Source organism: Amycolatopsis sp. YIM 10 (genome assembly GCF_009429145.1).
GTDB lineage: Bacteria > Actinomycetota > Actinomycetes > Mycobacteriales > Pseudonocardiaceae > Amycolatopsis.
Genome location: NZ_CP045480.1, coordinates 4572535 through 4588212, shown reverse-complemented (window position 1 = coordinate 4588212; position 15678 = coordinate 4572535). Strand labels below are relative to the sequence as shown.

Sequence of the window (15678 nt, the reverse complement as noted above, 5' to 3'; positions counted from 1 at the left end):
CCATGGCCGGGGAACCGCGGGTGCTCTACCGCAAGCAGGGGCACGTCGCCCGCATCACGCTCAACCGCCCGGACGTGCTCAACGCCATGGACCTGCGGATGCACGAAGAACTGGCCGCGGTCTGGGACGATTTCGAGGCGGACGACAACATCTGGGTCGGTGTGCTCACCGGAGCAGGCGATCGGGCGTTCTCCGTGGGCCAGGACCTGAAGGAACTCGTCCGGCGAGTCGAGAACGGCGAGCCGCCCTCGACCTTCGGCAGCCGCGGCAAACCCGGCTGGCCACGGCTGACCGAGCGCTTCGACCTGTCGAAACCGGTGGTCGCCAGAGTCAACGGATACGCACTCGGTGGCGGGTTCGAACTCGCGCTGGCCTGCGATCTGATCGTCGCCGCCGATTCCGCCACCTTCGCCCTGCCCGAGGCTCGCCTCGGCCTGATCGCCGGCGCGGGCGGGGTGTTCCGCCTCGCGCGGCAACTGCCGTTCAAAACCGCGCTCGGCCACCTCATGACTGGACGCCGCCTCGCCGCCGACCGTGCGCTGGCCCTCGGCCTGGTCAACGACGTGGTGCCCGCCGCCGACCTGGACGCCTGCGTCGAGGAATGGGTCGAGGACTTGCTGCGCTGCGCTCCCCTGGCCGTCCGGGCCATCAAGGAGGCGGCGACCGCGTCGCTGTCCATGCCGCTGCCCCAGGCCTTCGCCACCCGCTTCACCTGGGAAGAACGGCGGATGCACAGCCAGGACGCACTCGAAGGCCCGCTCTCCTTCGTCGAGAAGCGACCCCCGAAGTGGACGGCCTCCTGAATTCCCTTCGCGAGCCCACCCGCTTCAAAGGGCACGATCTTTGCCCTTTGACTCACCGATGAGGGTGCCACCTGGACGGAGATCGGCCAGACACGTCGTCCACTCCACTCCGACGGTCGGCCTTCCCGCCCATCGCCGTGTGAGAGTCCGCCGAGCAGCCACCGGACCCGGCCTCAGCCAGGCCGCTACGCACACGAAGATCGGGTCAGGTTGCCGCGTCGAGAATGGCTTGCGTAGCGATTCGAGCCGGCGGTTCGGCCGGTGAGCGAAGTGGTCGCGGAGACGGTCCTCCACCTGCTCGGCAGCCCAGCCCGCGGATGACTCAAGGACGAGGCATTCCTCCAACGTGGCGGGTGTTTCACCCCACGTGCCAGCCTGAAGCGGTTGTACCAGGAGTTGCGGCTCGACCTGCGGTACGACAACGAAAAGAGACCGTCTACGCGACGGCCTCTCCTCGGGTGAACAATGTGCGTGTCCGAGAGGGGAATGAAACACAAAATTCGGTACTGGAGTACCGAACAGGAACCTCGGAACGAGATACAGCCCCTAATCCACGTTCAGGATTAGAGTTCATGTATAGGAAACTACCACCAGCCATCGCGGGTAATCAAATCGTCGCCTGTCGCGGGGACCAGGGGGTGCGGTTCGCCCGTGAGCGCTGCCAGTGCTCCCGCGATCTCTTGCAAGGTGGCCTTCGTGTAGATCGCAATCGTGGGAGTGTTCCCAGCGGTCTGCAAGGCATGACCCGCGAAACCGCGAGCGATGGCGGGGCCGAAGTTCCGTTCCACCCACGTCAGTGTTGTGTGGCGGAGCCAGTGCGCGGAGATACCTTGAGCGCGAGCCCAGGGCAGATGGTCCCCGACTCTCTTCCAAAGGTCCGTAGTGGATTGTCCCCGTAGACGACGCGGTCGAGTACCTCGGTCTGGTCTGTGATGCCGTGCAAGGTGAATGCGTCGAGCACCTTTCGACGGTGGCACGGGACAGGCCGGTCTCCCGCGCGATCGCGTCGGGATCGAGCGTGGTGGTGTCCGCGATGTTGGTCGTCATGGAGGTCATTGCGTCGACGTTCTCCTGCAGCGCTCTCCTGCCCTCTTCGGGCAGTTCCTCACCACTCCCTGGAGCATAGCGCCGCAAGTAAGGTAACAGCGCGTCGCGAGCGGCGAACATGCGCTCGAACAGGCCTTCGTGACCACGGCGCAGAAGCACACTGGCGGCGTTCATGACTTCAACGGCCTCGTGACCACCAAAGCCGAGGACCTCCCGGCAGTCAGCATCGACTGCCTCGTCGCCGAACAGGCCGTGCAGGCTCTCCAGCAGCATGTGCGGGTACACCGGGTTGCGGAGCAGCACCTCGCGTTGGATGGAGGCGAACACGATGGTGGACTCAGGCGAGCCGTCGGGCTTCTCGACGATCGGGATCATGCTGCCGACGGAGAGCAGCTCCCGGGTCGCCGCGTACAGGTTGTCTGGACCGTACTGATCCCGGCAGGGCTCTGCGGGACCAGCCGCGTCGCGGCAGGTCAGAAGCAGTGCGATCAGCTCGAGTATGGCTGCCGGAACGTCCTCCCCGGTAGCCGAGCGCTCCATGGCCATGACCGTCTGCACGCTGGACACCGCAGTGATCACATCCAGCCCGCAAGCGGCCTCAACGACCTTGCCACCCAGCTCGACCAAGTCCGAACGCGCTGCGGCAGCCGCTTCCGCGGGATCAACACCCTCAGCTGAGTACCTGGCCGGCGTGCTGGCTGAGCGCTGGAGATGGCCGAGCAGCCGAGCGCTCTCCTGTGGCTGGCCTCGCCCTCGCTGGCGAGCCCTCCGCGCCTTCTCCTTGCGTACCCGACGCCGCTTCTCTCTTCCACTCACCGCCGCGTCCTACACCGCCATCCCACGTAGCAAGTCCAACTACCCTCAACGGGTTTCCAACCCCCGACGAACATCAAAGTAGCCTTCACACCAGGAATTGAAGCCATACATCTCAACTTTGAAGCCATAGTGTCGTCCGACAGCCCGCTCGGTGACGGCCAGTAGCGCGACGAACTTGCGTTCCGCGTCGCGGGTATCCACGCTGATGCGGTGAGCTTGATTCGAGGGACGTCGCTGAGCGGCTTCCCGGTCCTGGTGGAGCAGCTCGGCGGGTGTCCCGCCGAGTTGCTGCGACGCCGCCGGATCCCCGAGGCGGCAGTCGGTGACTTCGAGTCCTTCATTGACTACATCTGCCTGCTCGAAGTGTTGGAAGACGCGGCACGGGACACCGGTGCCCCGACGTTCGGGCGGCTTCTCGCGGAGGTGCAGGGCATCGAGATCCTCGGATCGGTGGGGGCCGCGGCGCGCACGGCTCCGACCGTGGGCGATGCGATGGTCACCTTTGCCCGTTACCTGGGCGCGTACAGTCCCGCGATCGAGGTCCGGCTGACGCCCCTTGACGACCGGCCCGGTCTGACCACCTTTGAGTTCCGGATCCTGCTGCAGCGGCTTTCGCCGCACCCGCAAGGCATCGAACTCGCACTCGGGGTGTCACTCCGGGTGTTCCGGTTGCTCCTCGGCGCGACCTGGTCACCGCTGCGTGTCCACCTGCCCCACACGGCCCTCACCAGCCGAAGTGACTACACGACCTACTTCGGTGCGCCGCCCCGGTTCGAGGAGTCCTTCGCGGGATTCACGCTCCGCTCGTCCGACCTCGACCGGCAGCTGACCCCCGACCCCACCACCCACGCGGCTCTGGTCGCCTACTTGAAGACCGTCACCCCGCCGGGCGAGGCCGGCGTGGCGACCGCCGTGGCCGAACTCATCCGGCGGCTGTTGCCCACCGGCGACGCGAGTCTCGACCTGATCGCCGGGCACCTGGGCCTGCACCCACGCACCCTGCAGCGCCGGCTCGCCGCGGGCGGCGCCACGTTCGCCGAAGTGGTCGACGCCGTGCGTCGCGACGTGGCCGAACGGCTCCTGCGTGACACCGACATGTCGCTGGGGCACCTGGCCCGCGAGCTCGGCTACGCCGAGCAGGGCGCGCTGACCCGAGCCTCCCACCGGTGGTTCGGCGCGGCGCCGCTCACGCACCGCCGCGCCCTTCGCCACCCGTCGCTCAGAAGCCCGCAAGACGCTTGATCGCGGCTCGGTGCAGGCGCCGCGGCGCCCGGTTGAGCAGTCCGATGAAGACGTGATTCTTCCGGGTGTCGACCTTCCAGTGCACGCGGCTCCGGTCGTCGGCGGCCCGCAGGATGGCGGCCGCGACGTCCGCAGCGGTCAAGTTGATGCCGATGGAGTCGACGATGTCGCCGTCCGCAGCGGCCATCATCGGAGTGTCGACGAAGTTGGGCATAATATCGCAGACATGGATGCCGTGGCGCTCCCATTCGATGTTCAGCGCCTCGGTCAACCCGCGCACGAAGAACTTGGTCGCCGAATAGATCGCTTCGCTCGGCACGCCGTATTCGGCCGCGCGGGAACACATGCTGATCACCTTCGCCGCGCGTCCCCTGACCAGGTAAGGAAATGCGGCGTGCGTACACGTCAGGACGCCGTTGACGTTGACCCGCACGACCTTTTCGTGCTGTTCGAGACTCAACTCCTCGAACTTGTCGATGAACGCCACGCCGGCGTTGTTGAGCAGAACATCGAACGCACCGCCGTGCGCGACCGCGAAGGCGCTGAGGACCTGGCCGACCCGGACAGGGTCAGCGACGTCCATCCGCGCGTAGGTGTGCTTGTCGCCAAGTTCGTCGCGAAGGACGTCCAGCGCTGCTTTGTCGACGTCAGTGGCGCACAGGGTCCAGCCGGCCCGCGCGAACCGACGAGCGGCCTCGGCGCCGATTCCGGCGCCCGCGCCGGTGATCACGATGGTTCGAGACACGACACTTCCCAAGAAACTCGGCAACACGAATGGTCAAGCGACGGTTTTGTCGAGGAACGCGATCTGCTCGGCGAGGAACGTTTCGAAGAATTCTCCGGTGTACGGCTCGAAGTGCCCCGCCTCGTAGGTCGACAAGGTCACCCACGGGTTGCCGGATGCCGCCTTGACGGCCGGCCCCGGTGGTGTGGTTTGATCCCTGGTCCCCACCTGTACCAGCGTCGGGACCTGCAGGCGGCGCAACGCCCGGCCAGGCGCGTACAGGCCGACGCGGAGCGCGAACCGGGCGGCGACCCGCTGGTCGAACGGCACATCCGGCGGTACCAACCGCAGGTACTCCGCGGCTTCGGGGGCGGTCATCAACGCGGCCGTACCCGGTTCGCCGGTCGCGGGCACGTAGTGCGGCGACCGCCGCAGCACTGCCCGGCCCGCGTCCAGCAGGCCGTGCCCGGTCAGGCGGAGCACCTGCCGCGGCCCGAGCGCCCCCACCGAGGCTGGCCCGTCGACATGCGGAACCTGGGCGATCACCGCGGCGGCCCGGAGTTCGCCGGCCAGCGCCAGGACGTGCCCGCCGGCCAACGACGTACCCCACAACGCGACTTTCGCGGGGTCGACCTCCGGCAAACTGCGCGCGTAGCCGACCGCCGCGGCCCAGTCTTCATGCTGACGCCGGATGTCCAGGAGCTGCCGCGGCTGTCCCCCACTGGCACCGAAGTGCCGGTAGTCGAACACCAGCACGTGGTAACCCGCCCGCGCGAAGCGTTCGGCGTAGGCGTCCAGCCGCATTTCCTTCACCGCGGCCAGCCCGTGCGCCATGACCACAGTGGCAGCCGGTTTCGCGGCGTCGGCGTGGTACAGCCAGCCGGCGCAATCCTGCCCGCCTGAGCGAACGACGATGTCCTCACGACGCATGGCGGCCTCCTCGATCGCGACTCTGCGTCCTCCCATAGTGGCGATTCGGGTCGGCGCCACCTTGCCTGGAGACGACAGGTTTTTGGCCTCACGCGACATCGTCCGCTGCTCGACCTGCACGCCGAGCCCCGTCATCGTCGCCCGCGGTGCCCCTTGGGCCTGTCCCGCGCGGCGCCGGGTTCAGCTCCGGCAGCTCACTGGCGAAGGAGCTCTCCGGGGAGCCGTTCTCCAAATCCGCCATCTCGGCGGGGATCATCTCCCGCACCAGCCGAAGACCCTTTGTCACGATCATCCATTGTGGATATCCTTCGTCGGGCAGCAGCCGTCATGAGCCTTTGCAGGGTGTAGCCGCCGTCGACGGGGAGGACGACACCGGTGACGTAGGCCGCCTCGTCGGACGCCAGGAACAACGCGACGTTGGCGATATCCCAGGCGGTGCCTTGATGCCCCATCGGGGTGTCGATCATTCCGGGCGCGATGGCGTTGACCCGGACCCGTGCGGCGCGTACTCCAGAGCGAGCGAGCGTGTCATCGAGTTCACCGCCGCCTTGGACGCCTTGGACGTAACATAGGCGATCGCCTCGCCGCCGGACCGCCATGGACGAAATCGGCAGGATGTACTTGCAAGTCAGCCACATTCCGGTGAGATTGACCTCGAAGCCGGTCCGCCACTGGGCCGCGGCCAGCTGTTCGGTCCGTCCACCCGGGACGATGCCGACGTTGTTGTGCAGGATGTCGATGTGTCCGAACGCGGACAGCGCGGCGCCGGGATGGCTGCGGCAGTCGTCCTCGGCGGTGATGTCGGCGTGGTTGGCATGGGCCTGACCGCCCTGTGCGCGCACCAGTGCCGCGGTCTGCTCGGCGGCGGCGAGTTCTCGGTCGACCACCAGCACCCGGTCGTCTTCCGGGCGTAGACCAGGCAGGCGGCGCGGCCGTTGCCGACGGTCTCGCCCTCGGTCTGACCGCCGTCCACGACGATGCCACCCGTTCGGCCGGCGTGCCGGTCATCCCGTTCACCAGGTCACGGGAAGTTCGTACAAGCCGTACACGATGTGTGTGTCGCGGAAGCGCAGTTCCTCCTCCGGCACTGCCAAGCGCAGGCCGGGCAGCCGCTGGAACAGCCGCGGCATGGCCACCTGGAGCTCACGGCGGGCGAGGTTCTGGCCGAGGCACTGGTGCGCTCCATGCCCGAACGCCAGCGGCCAGGGAGCAGATGATGCCCTCGCCTGCCTTGATCGTCTGGCCGCCGACCTCGATGTCCTCCTGGGCGAAGCGGGGCGGTTCGGTCTGGATGATGGTCCACCACCGCAGCATTTCCTCGGCGCAGGGCATGGCGTAGGTGTCCAGGTCGGACCGGAGCGTGTCGCGTTGGTCAGGGTGCTTGATCAAGGCGAGCACGGACAGGCCGAGCATGTTCGCGGTGGTCTCGTGCCCGGCGCCGATCACCAGCATGCCCAGCAGCACGGCCTGGTCGAAAGTCAGCTCGCCGCTGGGGACGTGCCAGGTGACCAGCCGGCTGAGCAACCGGCCGTCCGGGTGCTCCTCCTTGTCCCGGGCGTGCCGGCCGATCAGGTCGCTCATCTCGCCCATGGCGGCGACCTTCGCCTCGGCAGGAGCCTCCATGTCGGTCATCAGATGGGTGGCACGGGAAACGGTCGAGCTGTCGGCGAGGTCCACGCCGAGCACTTCGCAGATCGCCATGGTCGGAATCGGCAGCGCGAAGTGCTTGACCAGGTCCACCGGACGAGGTTGCGTCAGCAGGGCGTCGATGACCTTGTCAACCAGTTGCTCGATACGTGGCCGCCACCGTTCGACCTGCGTGACGGCGAAGTCGGGATCGAGGATGTGGCGGATCGGCAGATGCTCGTCGCCGTCCTGGCGGAAGAAGATGTCGCCCTGCGTCTGCGGTTGAGCGGGATCAACGTTGGGGAAGGCGGGGTCGGTCACGTCGGCGCGGAAGCGCGGGTCGGCCAGCACCTGGTTGACCTGACGGTGGGTGGCGACCAGCCAGGGGTTGCTGCCATCCCAGATGGTGCCGCGCCGAGGCCGACCGGATGCACGGGTCTCGGTGTAGAAGCCGGGCGGTGCGCAGGGACATCGACGCGGAGCCGGCAGTGGCGCCCCGGCGAGGTCGTCGGCCTGTGTCGTCGTCATGGGAGCCCCCTGATCCTGGATGAAAATGACGGCCGCCGGGCAGACCTCCGCGGCCTCGCGGACGCCTGAGTGCTCGGCGTCGGGCTGCTCGGGGTCGAGCAGGATCACCACGCCGCCGCGGTGGTGATCCGGCCTCCTCATTCCGGGCCGGCGACGAGGTGTGAGGCGGGCGCCGCGGTGGCGCCGGTGACCAGCGCGGGCTTCACGAGGGCCGCGTCAGTTTTTCGCCGGCACGTCGTTCGCGGGCACGTAGTTCGCGGGCACGCCGGTGGCGCGGAGCATGAACGCGTCGAAGGTGCGGTTGGGCAGCGTGTTGTGCAGGAAGATCATGGGCTTGGCGCCGAAGCCGACGGCGTAACGCGTCTTGGGACGGCGTGCCCGGACGGACTTGACGATGGTCTTGGCGATCAAGTCCGGCGAGGACATACGGCGTTCGTTGGCCTCCGAACTGAGCGAGTCGGCCACGGCGTCGGCCTGCGGGGCATACGGGCCGGTGCCGGAGGCGGCGCGGACCTTCTGCGCGGCGATGCCGCCCCACTCGGTCTTGATCCCGCCCGGTTCGATCACCACGACGTCGATCCCGAAGGGCTTGAGCTCCATGCGCAGGCAGTCGCTGAGCGCTTCCAGCGCGAACTTCGTGGCGTGGTACCAGCCTCCCAGCGAGGTGCACATGCGGCCACCCACCGAGGTGATGTTGACGATGGTTCCCGAGCGCTGCGCCCGCATGTGCGGCAGGACCAGCTGGGTCAGCCTTGCCGCGCCGAACACGTTCACCTCGAACTGCTCCCTGGCCTCCTGCACGGGGACGTCTTCGACGGCGCCGTAGGAACCGTAACCGGCGTTGTTGACCAGGACGTCGAGCCGGCCGTTGTCGGCGATGATCTTCTCGACGCCCTCCCGCATGGAGGTGTCGTCGGTGACGTCCATGGCCAGCAGCCGGATCCCCTGCTTGGTCAGATGTTGCATGCGCTGCATCCGCCGCGCCGCGCCGTAGACGGTGTAGCCGGCCTCGCGCAGCTTGAGCGCGGTGGCCTCGCCGATCCCCGACGAAGCTCCGGTGACGAGTGCGACCTTGGTGGTCATGGTGGTGATCCTTTCGGTGGACGTGGTGGCCTTTCGCCGTGAACGCTAGAAGTGGACCTGCGAACTGGCACTAGCGTGGCGCGCCAATCCACTTGCGTATGACGCCAGCTTTCGCTGGCGCGCTCGGTGAGAGGAATGGCGCCATCTGCTGGTGACAGGCATGCCGGCGGCCGTTACGCTCCCGCCGTGAGCAGTGGACGATTCACCCTGGATCCCAGCATCAAAGCCCTGCTGAAGGACCTCGGCGTGTCATCCACCCGGGTGCTCCGGCGCGCCCAGCTGCCTGCCGACCTGTTCGGCCGCGGCCCGGTCGAACTCCCCGTCGAGGAGTACTTCCGGCTGTGGGAGGCGCTCGAGGCCGAGAGTGGCGATCCGGGCCTGGCTGTCGCGATCGGCCGGTCGATCTCGGTCGAGATGTTCAACCCACCGATCTTCGCCGCCCTGTGCAGCCCCGATCTGCGGACCGCAGCCGAGCGCATCGCTCTCCACAAGCCCCTCATCGGCCCCCTGCACGTGCGGCTCGACAACGACGACGAAGGCTTGACGATCAGCTTCCGCTGGCCGCCGGACACGCCCCCGCCGCACCTGCTGGCCGCCACCGAGATGGTGTTCTGGGTCGCTCTGGCCCGGATCGCGACCCGCCACGACGTCCGAGCGGTCCGGGCCGTCGATCCCCGACTCCCCGCCGAGCACGCCGGCCTGGACGACTACCTCGGCGTAGAAGTCCACAAGGGACAGGCGCACGCCATCACCTTCGCACCCGCCGACGCGAACCGCCCGTTCCTCACCGAGAACGAGCAACTCTGGCGGTTCTTCGCCCCGGAACTCCGCCGGCGCCTGTCCGATCTGCAGGCGACGGCCAGCGTCGCCGAGCGGGTGCGGGCCGCGCTGCACGAAACACTTCCCGCCGGCGGGAGCTCCATGACCGCCGTCACCCGCCACCTCGCCGTCAGCAACCGCACCCTGCAACGACAACTGCAGCTCGAAGGAACCAGCTTCCAGGAAATCCTCGCCACCACCCGCGAAAACCTGGCCCGCCACTACCTCGGCAACAGCACCATGCGCATCGCCGAAATCGCCTACCTGCTCGGCTACGACGACACCAATTCCTTCTACCGCGCCTTCCGCACCTGGACCGGAACCACTCCCGACGCCCTCCGGACCGCAGCCGTCGCCCGAGCCTGAACGTCCGGGGAGCCGGCCTGGCCTGTCACTCCGCGGGGCTCGGAGCCTCCGGTGCCGGGAGCAGGCGTCGCAGCAAGGACTCCTCCAGCTCGATCAGGATGGCCTCGTTGCCGGTGGCGGAACTCGGCAGGGTACGCCACAGAACGAGCTGGCCGTGCAGGGCGGTCCACAGGTGGACACCCAGGTCCTGCGCCTCCGCCCGACGGCCGGGGACCACTGCGGCGAGGTAGGCGTCAGCCGTGTCGGTCCACGCCTGGAGCACGGTGACAACGGGGTGACCGGTGGCAGGTGGCCGGTCGGGCTCGTACTCCAGGCTGAACATCAGCCGGTAGCGGCGTGGCTTGTCGATGGCGAACCTGCGATAGGCGGTGACGATGGCTCGCACGCGTTCCGCCGGGTCCGCGCCCGCCGCGGCGGCCGACTCGCCGGCCACGTTCATCGCGACGGCCAGCGCGCGGTAGGTGACGTCGAGCACGGTGGTCACCAGCTCGGCCTTGTTCTTGAAGTGCCGGTAGACGCTGGGTGCGGAAATGCCGACCTCGCGGGCGACCCCGCGCAGGGAGAGCGCGTCCTCGCGCCCTGTCTCCTCGAGGATGCGGGTCGCCGCGCCGAGGATCTCCTGTCGCAGCCGCTCGCCTTCGCCCCGCGCGTTGGGGACCCGCTTGACCTGCGGCTTCATGGCCTCCTCCTCACTGCCCGCAGCAGCCTACGACCCTCGGTGCGCCGCGTCTCCCACGGTCGACGCTTTTGTCGGAGCCGACACAGGGACTTCGCGGTCGTCGGCTAACAGTGTTAGTCTAACTTCAGTTCAACTAACAGTGTTAGCCGATGGTGGAAAGGCAGAGCCATGACCTCGTCTCCGACCGTCCCCGCGTTCACGCTCGCCCGCCCGAAGGACGCCCCCCTCGCCCCCTCTCCGCTGTACACCGAACTCCGTGCGAAGCAGCCCATTTCCCGCGTCTCTCTCTGGGAGGGGCAACTCAGCCCCTGGTTGGTGACCCGCTGGGAGGACGCCCGCAGCGTGCTGGGCAGCCCGGCGTTCAGCACCAATCCGGCCCATCCCGGCGCACCCACCTTCAGGAAAGACACCCCGCAGGGCCGGCGGGGCTTCTTCGCCGGCCACGACGACCCCGTCCACGCGATGATGCGGCGCACCCTGACCCGGGAGTTCATGGTCAAGCGCATCAACGAGCTGCGCCCGGCCATCACCCGCCTGACCGACGAGCTCCTCACCGACCTGACCAAGCTGAGCGGTCCCGCCGACTTCGTGGAGCACTTCGCGCTGCCACTGCCGTCCCTGGTCATCTGCGAGCTGCTGGGTGTGCCGTACGAGGACCACGCGTTCTTCCAGGAGCACTCGAAGGCCCTCGTCGACTTCAACGCTACGGCACAGAAGGCCGCGCAGGCGGTCGCGAGCCTCTCCGAATATCTGCTGCGACTCGTGGAGACCAAGCGCAACCAGCCCGGGAACGACGTGATCACCCGGCTCGCCGCGCAGGCGGACGAGGGCGCCATCACCGACCAAGACGCCGCCGACCTGGGTGCCTTCCTGTTGTTCGCCGGACACGAGACGACCGCGAACATGATCGCGCTGAGCACCATCACCCTCCTCGCCCATCCCGACCGGATTCCGCACATCCTCGGCGGGGAAGAGCAGGTCGCCGGCGCGGTCGAGGAGCTTCTGCGCTACCTCTCGATCGTGCACGGCGGGCTGCGCCGGACCGCCGTCGAGGACGTCACCATCGACGGCGTCACCATCCGCGCGGGAGAGGGCGTGATCATTCCGGTCCACGTCGCCAACCGCGACCCGGAACTCTTCACCGCTCCCGACGACCTCGATCTGGATCGCGCCAACGCCCGCCGGCACCTCGCTTTCGGCTACGGCATTCACCAGTGCCTCGGCCAACCCGTGGCCCGCGCCGAGCTCCAGATCGTGCTGCCCGAGATCTTTCGCCGGCTGCCCGAATTGAAGATCGCCGTGCCGATGGACGAGATCGCCTTCAAGCAGGACACCGTCGTCTACGGCGTCGTCGAGCTGCCCGTCACTTGGTGACCGGAACCGTCTGATCCCCCAAGAGCAGGAGAACAGTCATGCATGTGGAAGTCGACGTCCCCAGGTGCGTCGCCTCGGGCCAGTGCGTACTGCTCGCCCCCGACGTCTTCGACCAGCGCGACGAGGACGGCCTGGTCGTCCTCCTCGACGAGAACCCGCCGGCCGAACTCCACGACGCGGTTCGCGAATCCGCCACCGTCTGCTCCGCGGCCGCGATCCGCCTGGAGAAGTCGTGAGCGTGACCCCGACCCGTCGCGTGGTCGTCGTCGGCGCCTCGGCCGCCGGCCTCGCGGCCGCCGAAACCCTCCGCCGGGAGGGCCACACCGGACCCATCACCCTCATCGGCGACGAACCCGCCGCCCCCTACGACCGCCCGCCCCTGTCGAAGGAGATCCTCTCCGGCGCCTGGAGCCCCCCGCTCCGGCCGATCTCGACGCCCTCGACCTGGAACGCCCGTTACGGCTGCGCGGCCACCGGCGTGAATGTCTCCGCGCGCACGGTGCTGCTCGCCGACGACACGGAGGTGCCGTACGACGGACTCATCGTGGCCACCGGAGTCCGTCCCCGCCGGTTGCCCGGCATGCCGGCCCACGTCCTGCGCACCCTGGACGATGCCCTCGCCCTGAAGGACCGCTTGGGCCCCGGCCGCACACTGGCCGCGGTCGGCGCCGGATTCCTCGGCGCCGAGGCCGCGTCGGTGGCGGCCGGCCTGGGCACCCACGTGACCCTCCTCGAACCCGCGCCCGTCCCCCTGGCCCACGCGGTCGGCGAGGACGTCGGCCGCATCCTCGCCCAGGTCCAGCTCGACCACGGCGTAGACCTGCGCGCCGGGACCGGGGCCAGCGAGGGCGTCCCCGGCGGCGTCCGCCTCGACGACGGCAGTGTGGTCGAGGCGGACACGGTGCTGATGGCCGTCGGCTCCCGGCCCAACACCGAATGGCTGACCGGCAGCGGCCTCACCCTCGAAGACGGGCTGGTCTGCGACGAGCTCTGCGCGGCCGCGCCCGGGGTGTACGGCGCCGGTGACGTGGCCCGCTGGCACAACCCGCTCTTCGGCACGTCGATGCGGATCGAGCACCGCACGAACGCCGCAGAGCAGGGCATCGCCGCCGCCCGCAACCTCCTGGGCGCCCAGCGGTCGTTCGCGCCGGTCCCCTACTTCTGGTCCGACCAGTACGACCTGAAGATCCGCGCCTACGGGCTACTTGCGCGGCCACGACGAGATGCGGATCGCCGAAGGCAGTCTGGAAGAACGCAAGTTCACCGCCGTCTACCGCACCGGCGACCGCCTCACCGGCGTCCTGTCCGTCGGCATGCCACCCAAGAGCACCCTGGCCTGGCGGTCGTCCATCGCCCTGCGTGCCCGCTGGCAGGACGCCGTACCCGCAACTTCCCTAGGAGTGACCGCATGAGCAGGGGAAGTTGAAGGACGAGGCGTGGTCGTCACCGGAGCGGGGTCCGGTATCGGACGCGCCACCGCGCTGCGGTTCGCGAGCCGGGGAGCCAGGGTTCTCATCGCGGAAATCAATCCGGTCGGCGCCCGCCCTCGCGGCCTACCGTTCGCAACGATCCGACTGCATCCGCAGTACACCACCTAACGCCGAGGAGAACCTTGTGGTCGTTACCAGCATCGATCCCGTACTCGATGCTCAGCATCCCGTACCGCCGGGCGAATTCTTCGACCCGCCGCCCAATGCGGGCCAAGATTGGCAGACCGCGCCGCCGTGGTTCGACGGTGCGGGCTGGATCATGCCGATGGGCGGTTTCCTGCTGCGTTCGGGAGACCGGACGATCCTGGTCGACGCGGGACTGGGACCGAACATCGATATCGTCGAAACGCGCGGAAAGCTGTTCGACTCGCTCGCCGATCTTGGCGTCAAACCCGAGCAGATCACCGATGTCGTGCTCACCCACCTGCACTTGGACCACGTCGGCTGGGTCGCTCCTGCGGGTGAACCGATCTTCACTCACGCCCGGCACCACTGCCACCGCGCTGATTACGACTGGATGCGTGCTGATCCCGGCAGCAACCCGGCCACGGCCCAGGTGACCGATACCATCCGTGCCGTTTCCGACCTTCTCGAATCAGCCGAGGAAGAGCGCACGGAGATCGCGGATTCGGTCGCGCTGCGGCTGTTCGCCGGTCATACGCCAGGCAACTGCCTCGTCGAGATCGAGACCGGCGAAGCACGAGTATTGCTGCTGGGGGACACCGCGCATCACCCCGTACTCCTGGTCGAGGATGGGTGGACCGACCGCCTGGACGAAGATCACGCCGCGGCTGCCAGAGCCCGCAACCGGCTCGCGCAGGAGATGGAACGTACCGGAGCCATCGGTCTTGGCGCCCACTTCCCGGGGCCCCAGGGCGGCCGCGTCATCCGTGACAAGCAGGGCGCACGGCAGTGGCAGCCGATCCCGAGCAACCGAATCCACACGAACTGAACGCACAGGAAAGGAATCGGCAAGTGAAAACTGTCCGACTGGGCAAGAGCGGCCTGGAGATGAGCGGCCTCATCCTGGGCATGATGACCTACGGTGCCCCTAAGCAGGGTTACCCCTCGTGGACCATCGGCCTCGATGAGGCCCGTCCGTTCGTCCGCCGCGCCTACGAGGCGGGTATCACGACCTTCGACACCTCCAACGCGTATTCCAGCGGCACAAGCGAGGAAATCCTGGGCACGCTGACCAGAGAGTTGGGTCCGCGCGAAGAGTTCCAGATCGCGACGAAGGTCTACGCGCCTCAGCGCCCGTCTCGCAACGGCTCCGGTCTGAGCCGGGTCGCCATCATGCACGAGATCGACGCCTCGCTGCGCCGCCTCGGTACCGACTACGTCGACCTGTATCAAATCCACGCCTTCGATCCGAATACACCGATCGAAGAGACGATGGAAGCACTGCACGATGTGGTCAAGGCCGGCAAAGCCCGCTATATCGGCGCATGCAATGTGCTGGTGTGGCAGCTCGCGCTCATGCAGAACGCGGCGGAACGGCATGGATGGACGAAATTCGTGTCGAATCAGCTGCACTACAACTTGCTGGCGCGGGAGCTGGAACGCGAGGTCGCGCCTTATGCCGAAGCCACGGGAATGGGAATTCTGCCTTGGAGTTCGCTCGCGCGCGGACGGCTCACCCGGCCGTGGGGCTCGGAAGGGTCCGGGCGCGAGGCCAGCGACACGCTGGCGCCACAGCTGTATACCCGTGACGAGGAATCGCACAAGCAGGTCGTGAACGCTGTGCAGGAGGTTGCCGAGGCTCGCGGGGCGCCGATGGCGCAGGTCGCGGTGTCCTGGGTGGCGAACAAATACCCGGTGGCCGCGCCGATCGTGGGTGCCACGAAGGAACGCCATATCGACGACGCCGTCGCCGGTCTCGAACTCGAACTCACCACCGAGGAGATCACCAAGCTCGAAGCGGCGAACACCTTGGTCCGCAACGGAATCATCTGAGTCGTCCGCCGCTGCCCCGCCGGGCGGGGCACCACAACACCGTCCACTCGGTGATCATCCGGCCAGGAAAGAAGAATGCCCGACGGAGACAGCCATCGCATCGGTTCCGACCGGGCTGCGGGTTGGTGGTGAACAGGTGCCGGCCGTCGACGGACACACATTTCCGGTGTTCGGTCCGACCGCTGGCCAGGTGCT

15 protein-coding genes and 2 pseudogenes are annotated in these 15678 nt (G+C 67.9%); 9 read left to right on the top strand and 8 right to left on the bottom strand.

Features of this window, described 5'->3' with window-relative positions:
* Positions 1–2 precede the first annotated feature (2 nt).
* Positions 3–803, top strand: a complete 801-nt coding sequence (gene dpgD, locus YIM_RS22055; protein ID WP_153032144.1) for an enoyl-CoA-hydratase DpgD — start codon at positions 3–5, stop codon at positions 801–803.
* 570 nt (positions 804–1373) lie between these two features.
* On the opposite strand, the gene YIM_RS22050 is transcribed toward dpgD, so the two are convergent.
* Positions 1374–2477 carry a hypothetical protein gene (locus tag YIM_RS22050; protein ID WP_153032143.1) on the bottom strand — a complete coding sequence of 368 codons (1104 nt, stop codon included), beginning with the start codon at positions 2475–2477 and terminating at the stop codon, positions 1374–1376.
* Positions 2478–2711: 234 nt separating this feature from the next.
* Positions 2712–2867: a hypothetical protein gene (locus YIM_RS22045; RefSeq protein WP_153032142.1), complete on the bottom strand. Its 156-nt coding sequence runs from the start codon at positions 2865–2867 to the stop codon at positions 2712–2714.
* 54 nt (positions 2868–2921) lie between these two features.
* Between YIM_RS22045 and YIM_RS22040 the strand changes: the two genes are divergently transcribed.
* Positions 2922–3908: an AraC family transcriptional regulator gene (locus tag YIM_RS22040; RefSeq protein ID WP_228004899.1), complete on the top strand. Its 987-nt coding sequence runs from the start codon at positions 2922–2924 to the stop codon at positions 3906–3908.
* Here YIM_RS22040 and YIM_RS22035 read toward each other — a convergent pair.
* The 5 genes and pseudogenes from YIM_RS22035 to YIM_RS22015 all read right to left on the bottom strand — a co-directional run bounded on the left by YIM_RS22035 (position 3886) and on the right by YIM_RS22015 (position 8799).
* Positions 3886–4653: an SDR family oxidoreductase gene (locus YIM_RS22035; RefSeq protein ID WP_228004898.1), complete on the bottom strand. Its 768-nt coding sequence runs from the start codon at positions 4651–4653 to the stop codon at positions 3886–3888. The genes YIM_RS22040 and YIM_RS22035 overlap by 23 nt on opposite strands.
* A 33-nt stretch (positions 4654–4686) precedes the next feature.
* Positions 4687–5562, bottom strand: coding sequence for an alpha/beta hydrolase (locus YIM_RS22030; protein WP_153037161.1), 876 nt, complete (start codon positions 5560–5562; stop codon positions 4687–4689).
* A gap of 194 nt (positions 5563–5756) precedes the next feature.
* A complete protein-coding gene (locus tag YIM_RS22025; protein WP_228004897.1) occupies positions 5757–6455 on the bottom strand; it encodes an SDR family NAD(P)-dependent oxidoreductase in 699 nt (232 codons plus the stop codon).
* Positions 6456–6731: 276 nt separating this feature from the next.
* A pseudogene (locus YIM_RS49675) lies at positions 6732–7014 on the bottom strand (cytochrome P450); the annotation flags it as partial.
* A 918-nt stretch (positions 7015–7932) separates the two neighbouring features.
* Positions 7933–8799 carry an oxidoreductase gene (locus YIM_RS22015; protein ID WP_153032140.1) on the bottom strand — a complete coding sequence of 289 codons (867 nt, stop codon included), beginning with the start codon at positions 8797–8799 and terminating at the stop codon, positions 7933–7935.
* A 186-nt stretch (positions 8800–8985) separates the two neighbouring features.
* On the opposite strand from YIM_RS22015, the gene YIM_RS22010 reads away from it, so the two are divergent.
* Positions 8986–9984 (top strand): AraC family transcriptional regulator, encoded by a 999-nt coding sequence (locus YIM_RS22010; protein ID WP_228004895.1) that lies wholly within the window; start codon positions 8986–8988, stop codon positions 9982–9984.
* A gap of 25 nt (positions 9985–10009) precedes the next feature.
* Here the strand turns inward: YIM_RS22010 and YIM_RS22005 are convergent, their stop codons facing one another.
* Complete coding sequence (locus tag YIM_RS22005) at positions 10010–10663, bottom strand: TetR/AcrR family transcriptional regulator (protein ID WP_153032138.1); 654 nt, start codon at positions 10661–10663, stop codon at positions 10010–10012.
* Positions 10664–10831: 168 nt separating this feature from the next.
* On the opposite strand from YIM_RS22005, the gene YIM_RS22000 reads away from it, so the two are divergent.
* From YIM_RS22000 to YIM_RS21975, 6 genes and pseudogenes are all read left to right on the top strand, one after another.
* Entirely contained in the window at positions 10832–12037 is a 1206-nt protein-coding gene (locus tag YIM_RS22000; protein ID WP_153032137.1) for a cytochrome P450, read from the top strand.
* A gap of 38 nt (positions 12038–12075) precedes the next feature.
* The gene (locus YIM_RS21995; protein ID WP_153032136.1) at positions 12076–12273 is read left to right on the top strand and encodes a ferredoxin; all 198 of its coding nucleotides are present in this window, start codon (positions 12076–12078) and stop codon (positions 12271–12273) included.
* Positions 12270–13463, top strand: coding sequence for an NAD(P)/FAD-dependent oxidoreductase (locus YIM_RS21990; RefSeq protein ID WP_228004894.1), 1194 nt, complete (start codon positions 12270–12272; stop codon positions 13461–13463). Before YIM_RS21995 ends, YIM_RS21990 begins: the two co-directional genes overlap by 4 nt.
* A 10-nt stretch (positions 13464–13473) precedes the next feature.
* Positions 13474–13578, top strand: a pseudogene (locus YIM_RS50075) (SDR family NAD(P)-dependent oxidoreductase); the annotation flags it as partial.
* 73 nt (positions 13579–13651) lie between these two features.
* Positions 13652–14479 carry an MBL fold metallo-hydrolase gene (locus YIM_RS21980; protein WP_153032135.1) on the top strand — a complete coding sequence of 276 codons (828 nt, stop codon included), beginning with the start codon at positions 13652–13654 and terminating at the stop codon, positions 14477–14479.
* A gap of 23 nt (positions 14480–14502) precedes the next feature.
* Positions 14503–15483, top strand: coding sequence for an aldo/keto reductase (locus YIM_RS21975; RefSeq protein WP_153032134.1), 981 nt, complete (start codon positions 14503–14505; stop codon positions 15481–15483).
* Positions 15484–15678 lie beyond the last annotated feature (195 nt).

Excerpts from the sequence above, each read along its gene's own strand:
- YIM_RS22005 (WP_153032138.1), bottom strand. The coding sequence starts at position 10,663 with ATGAAGCCGCAGGTCAAGCGGGTCCCCAACGCGCGGGGCGAAGGCGAG.
- YIM_RS22030 (WP_153037161.1), bottom strand. The coding sequence starts at position 5,562 with ATGCGTCGTGAGGACATCGTCGTTCGCTCAGGCGGGCAGGATTGCGCC.
- YIM_RS22015 (WP_153032140.1), bottom strand. The coding sequence starts at position 8,799 with ATGACCACCAAGGTCGCACTCGTCACCGGAGCTTCGTCGGGGATCGGC.
- YIM_RS21995 (WP_153032136.1), top strand. The coding sequence starts at position 12,076 with ATGCATGTGGAAGTCGACGTCCCCAGGTGCGTCGCCTCGGGCCAGTGC.
- YIM_RS22000 (WP_153032137.1), top strand. The coding sequence starts at position 10,832 with ATGACCTCGTCTCCGACCGTCCCCGCGTTCACGCTCGCCCGCCCGAAG.
- dpgD (WP_153032144.1), top strand. The coding sequence starts at position 3 with ATGGCCGGGGAACCGCGGGTGCTCTACCGCAAGCAGGGGCACGTCGCC.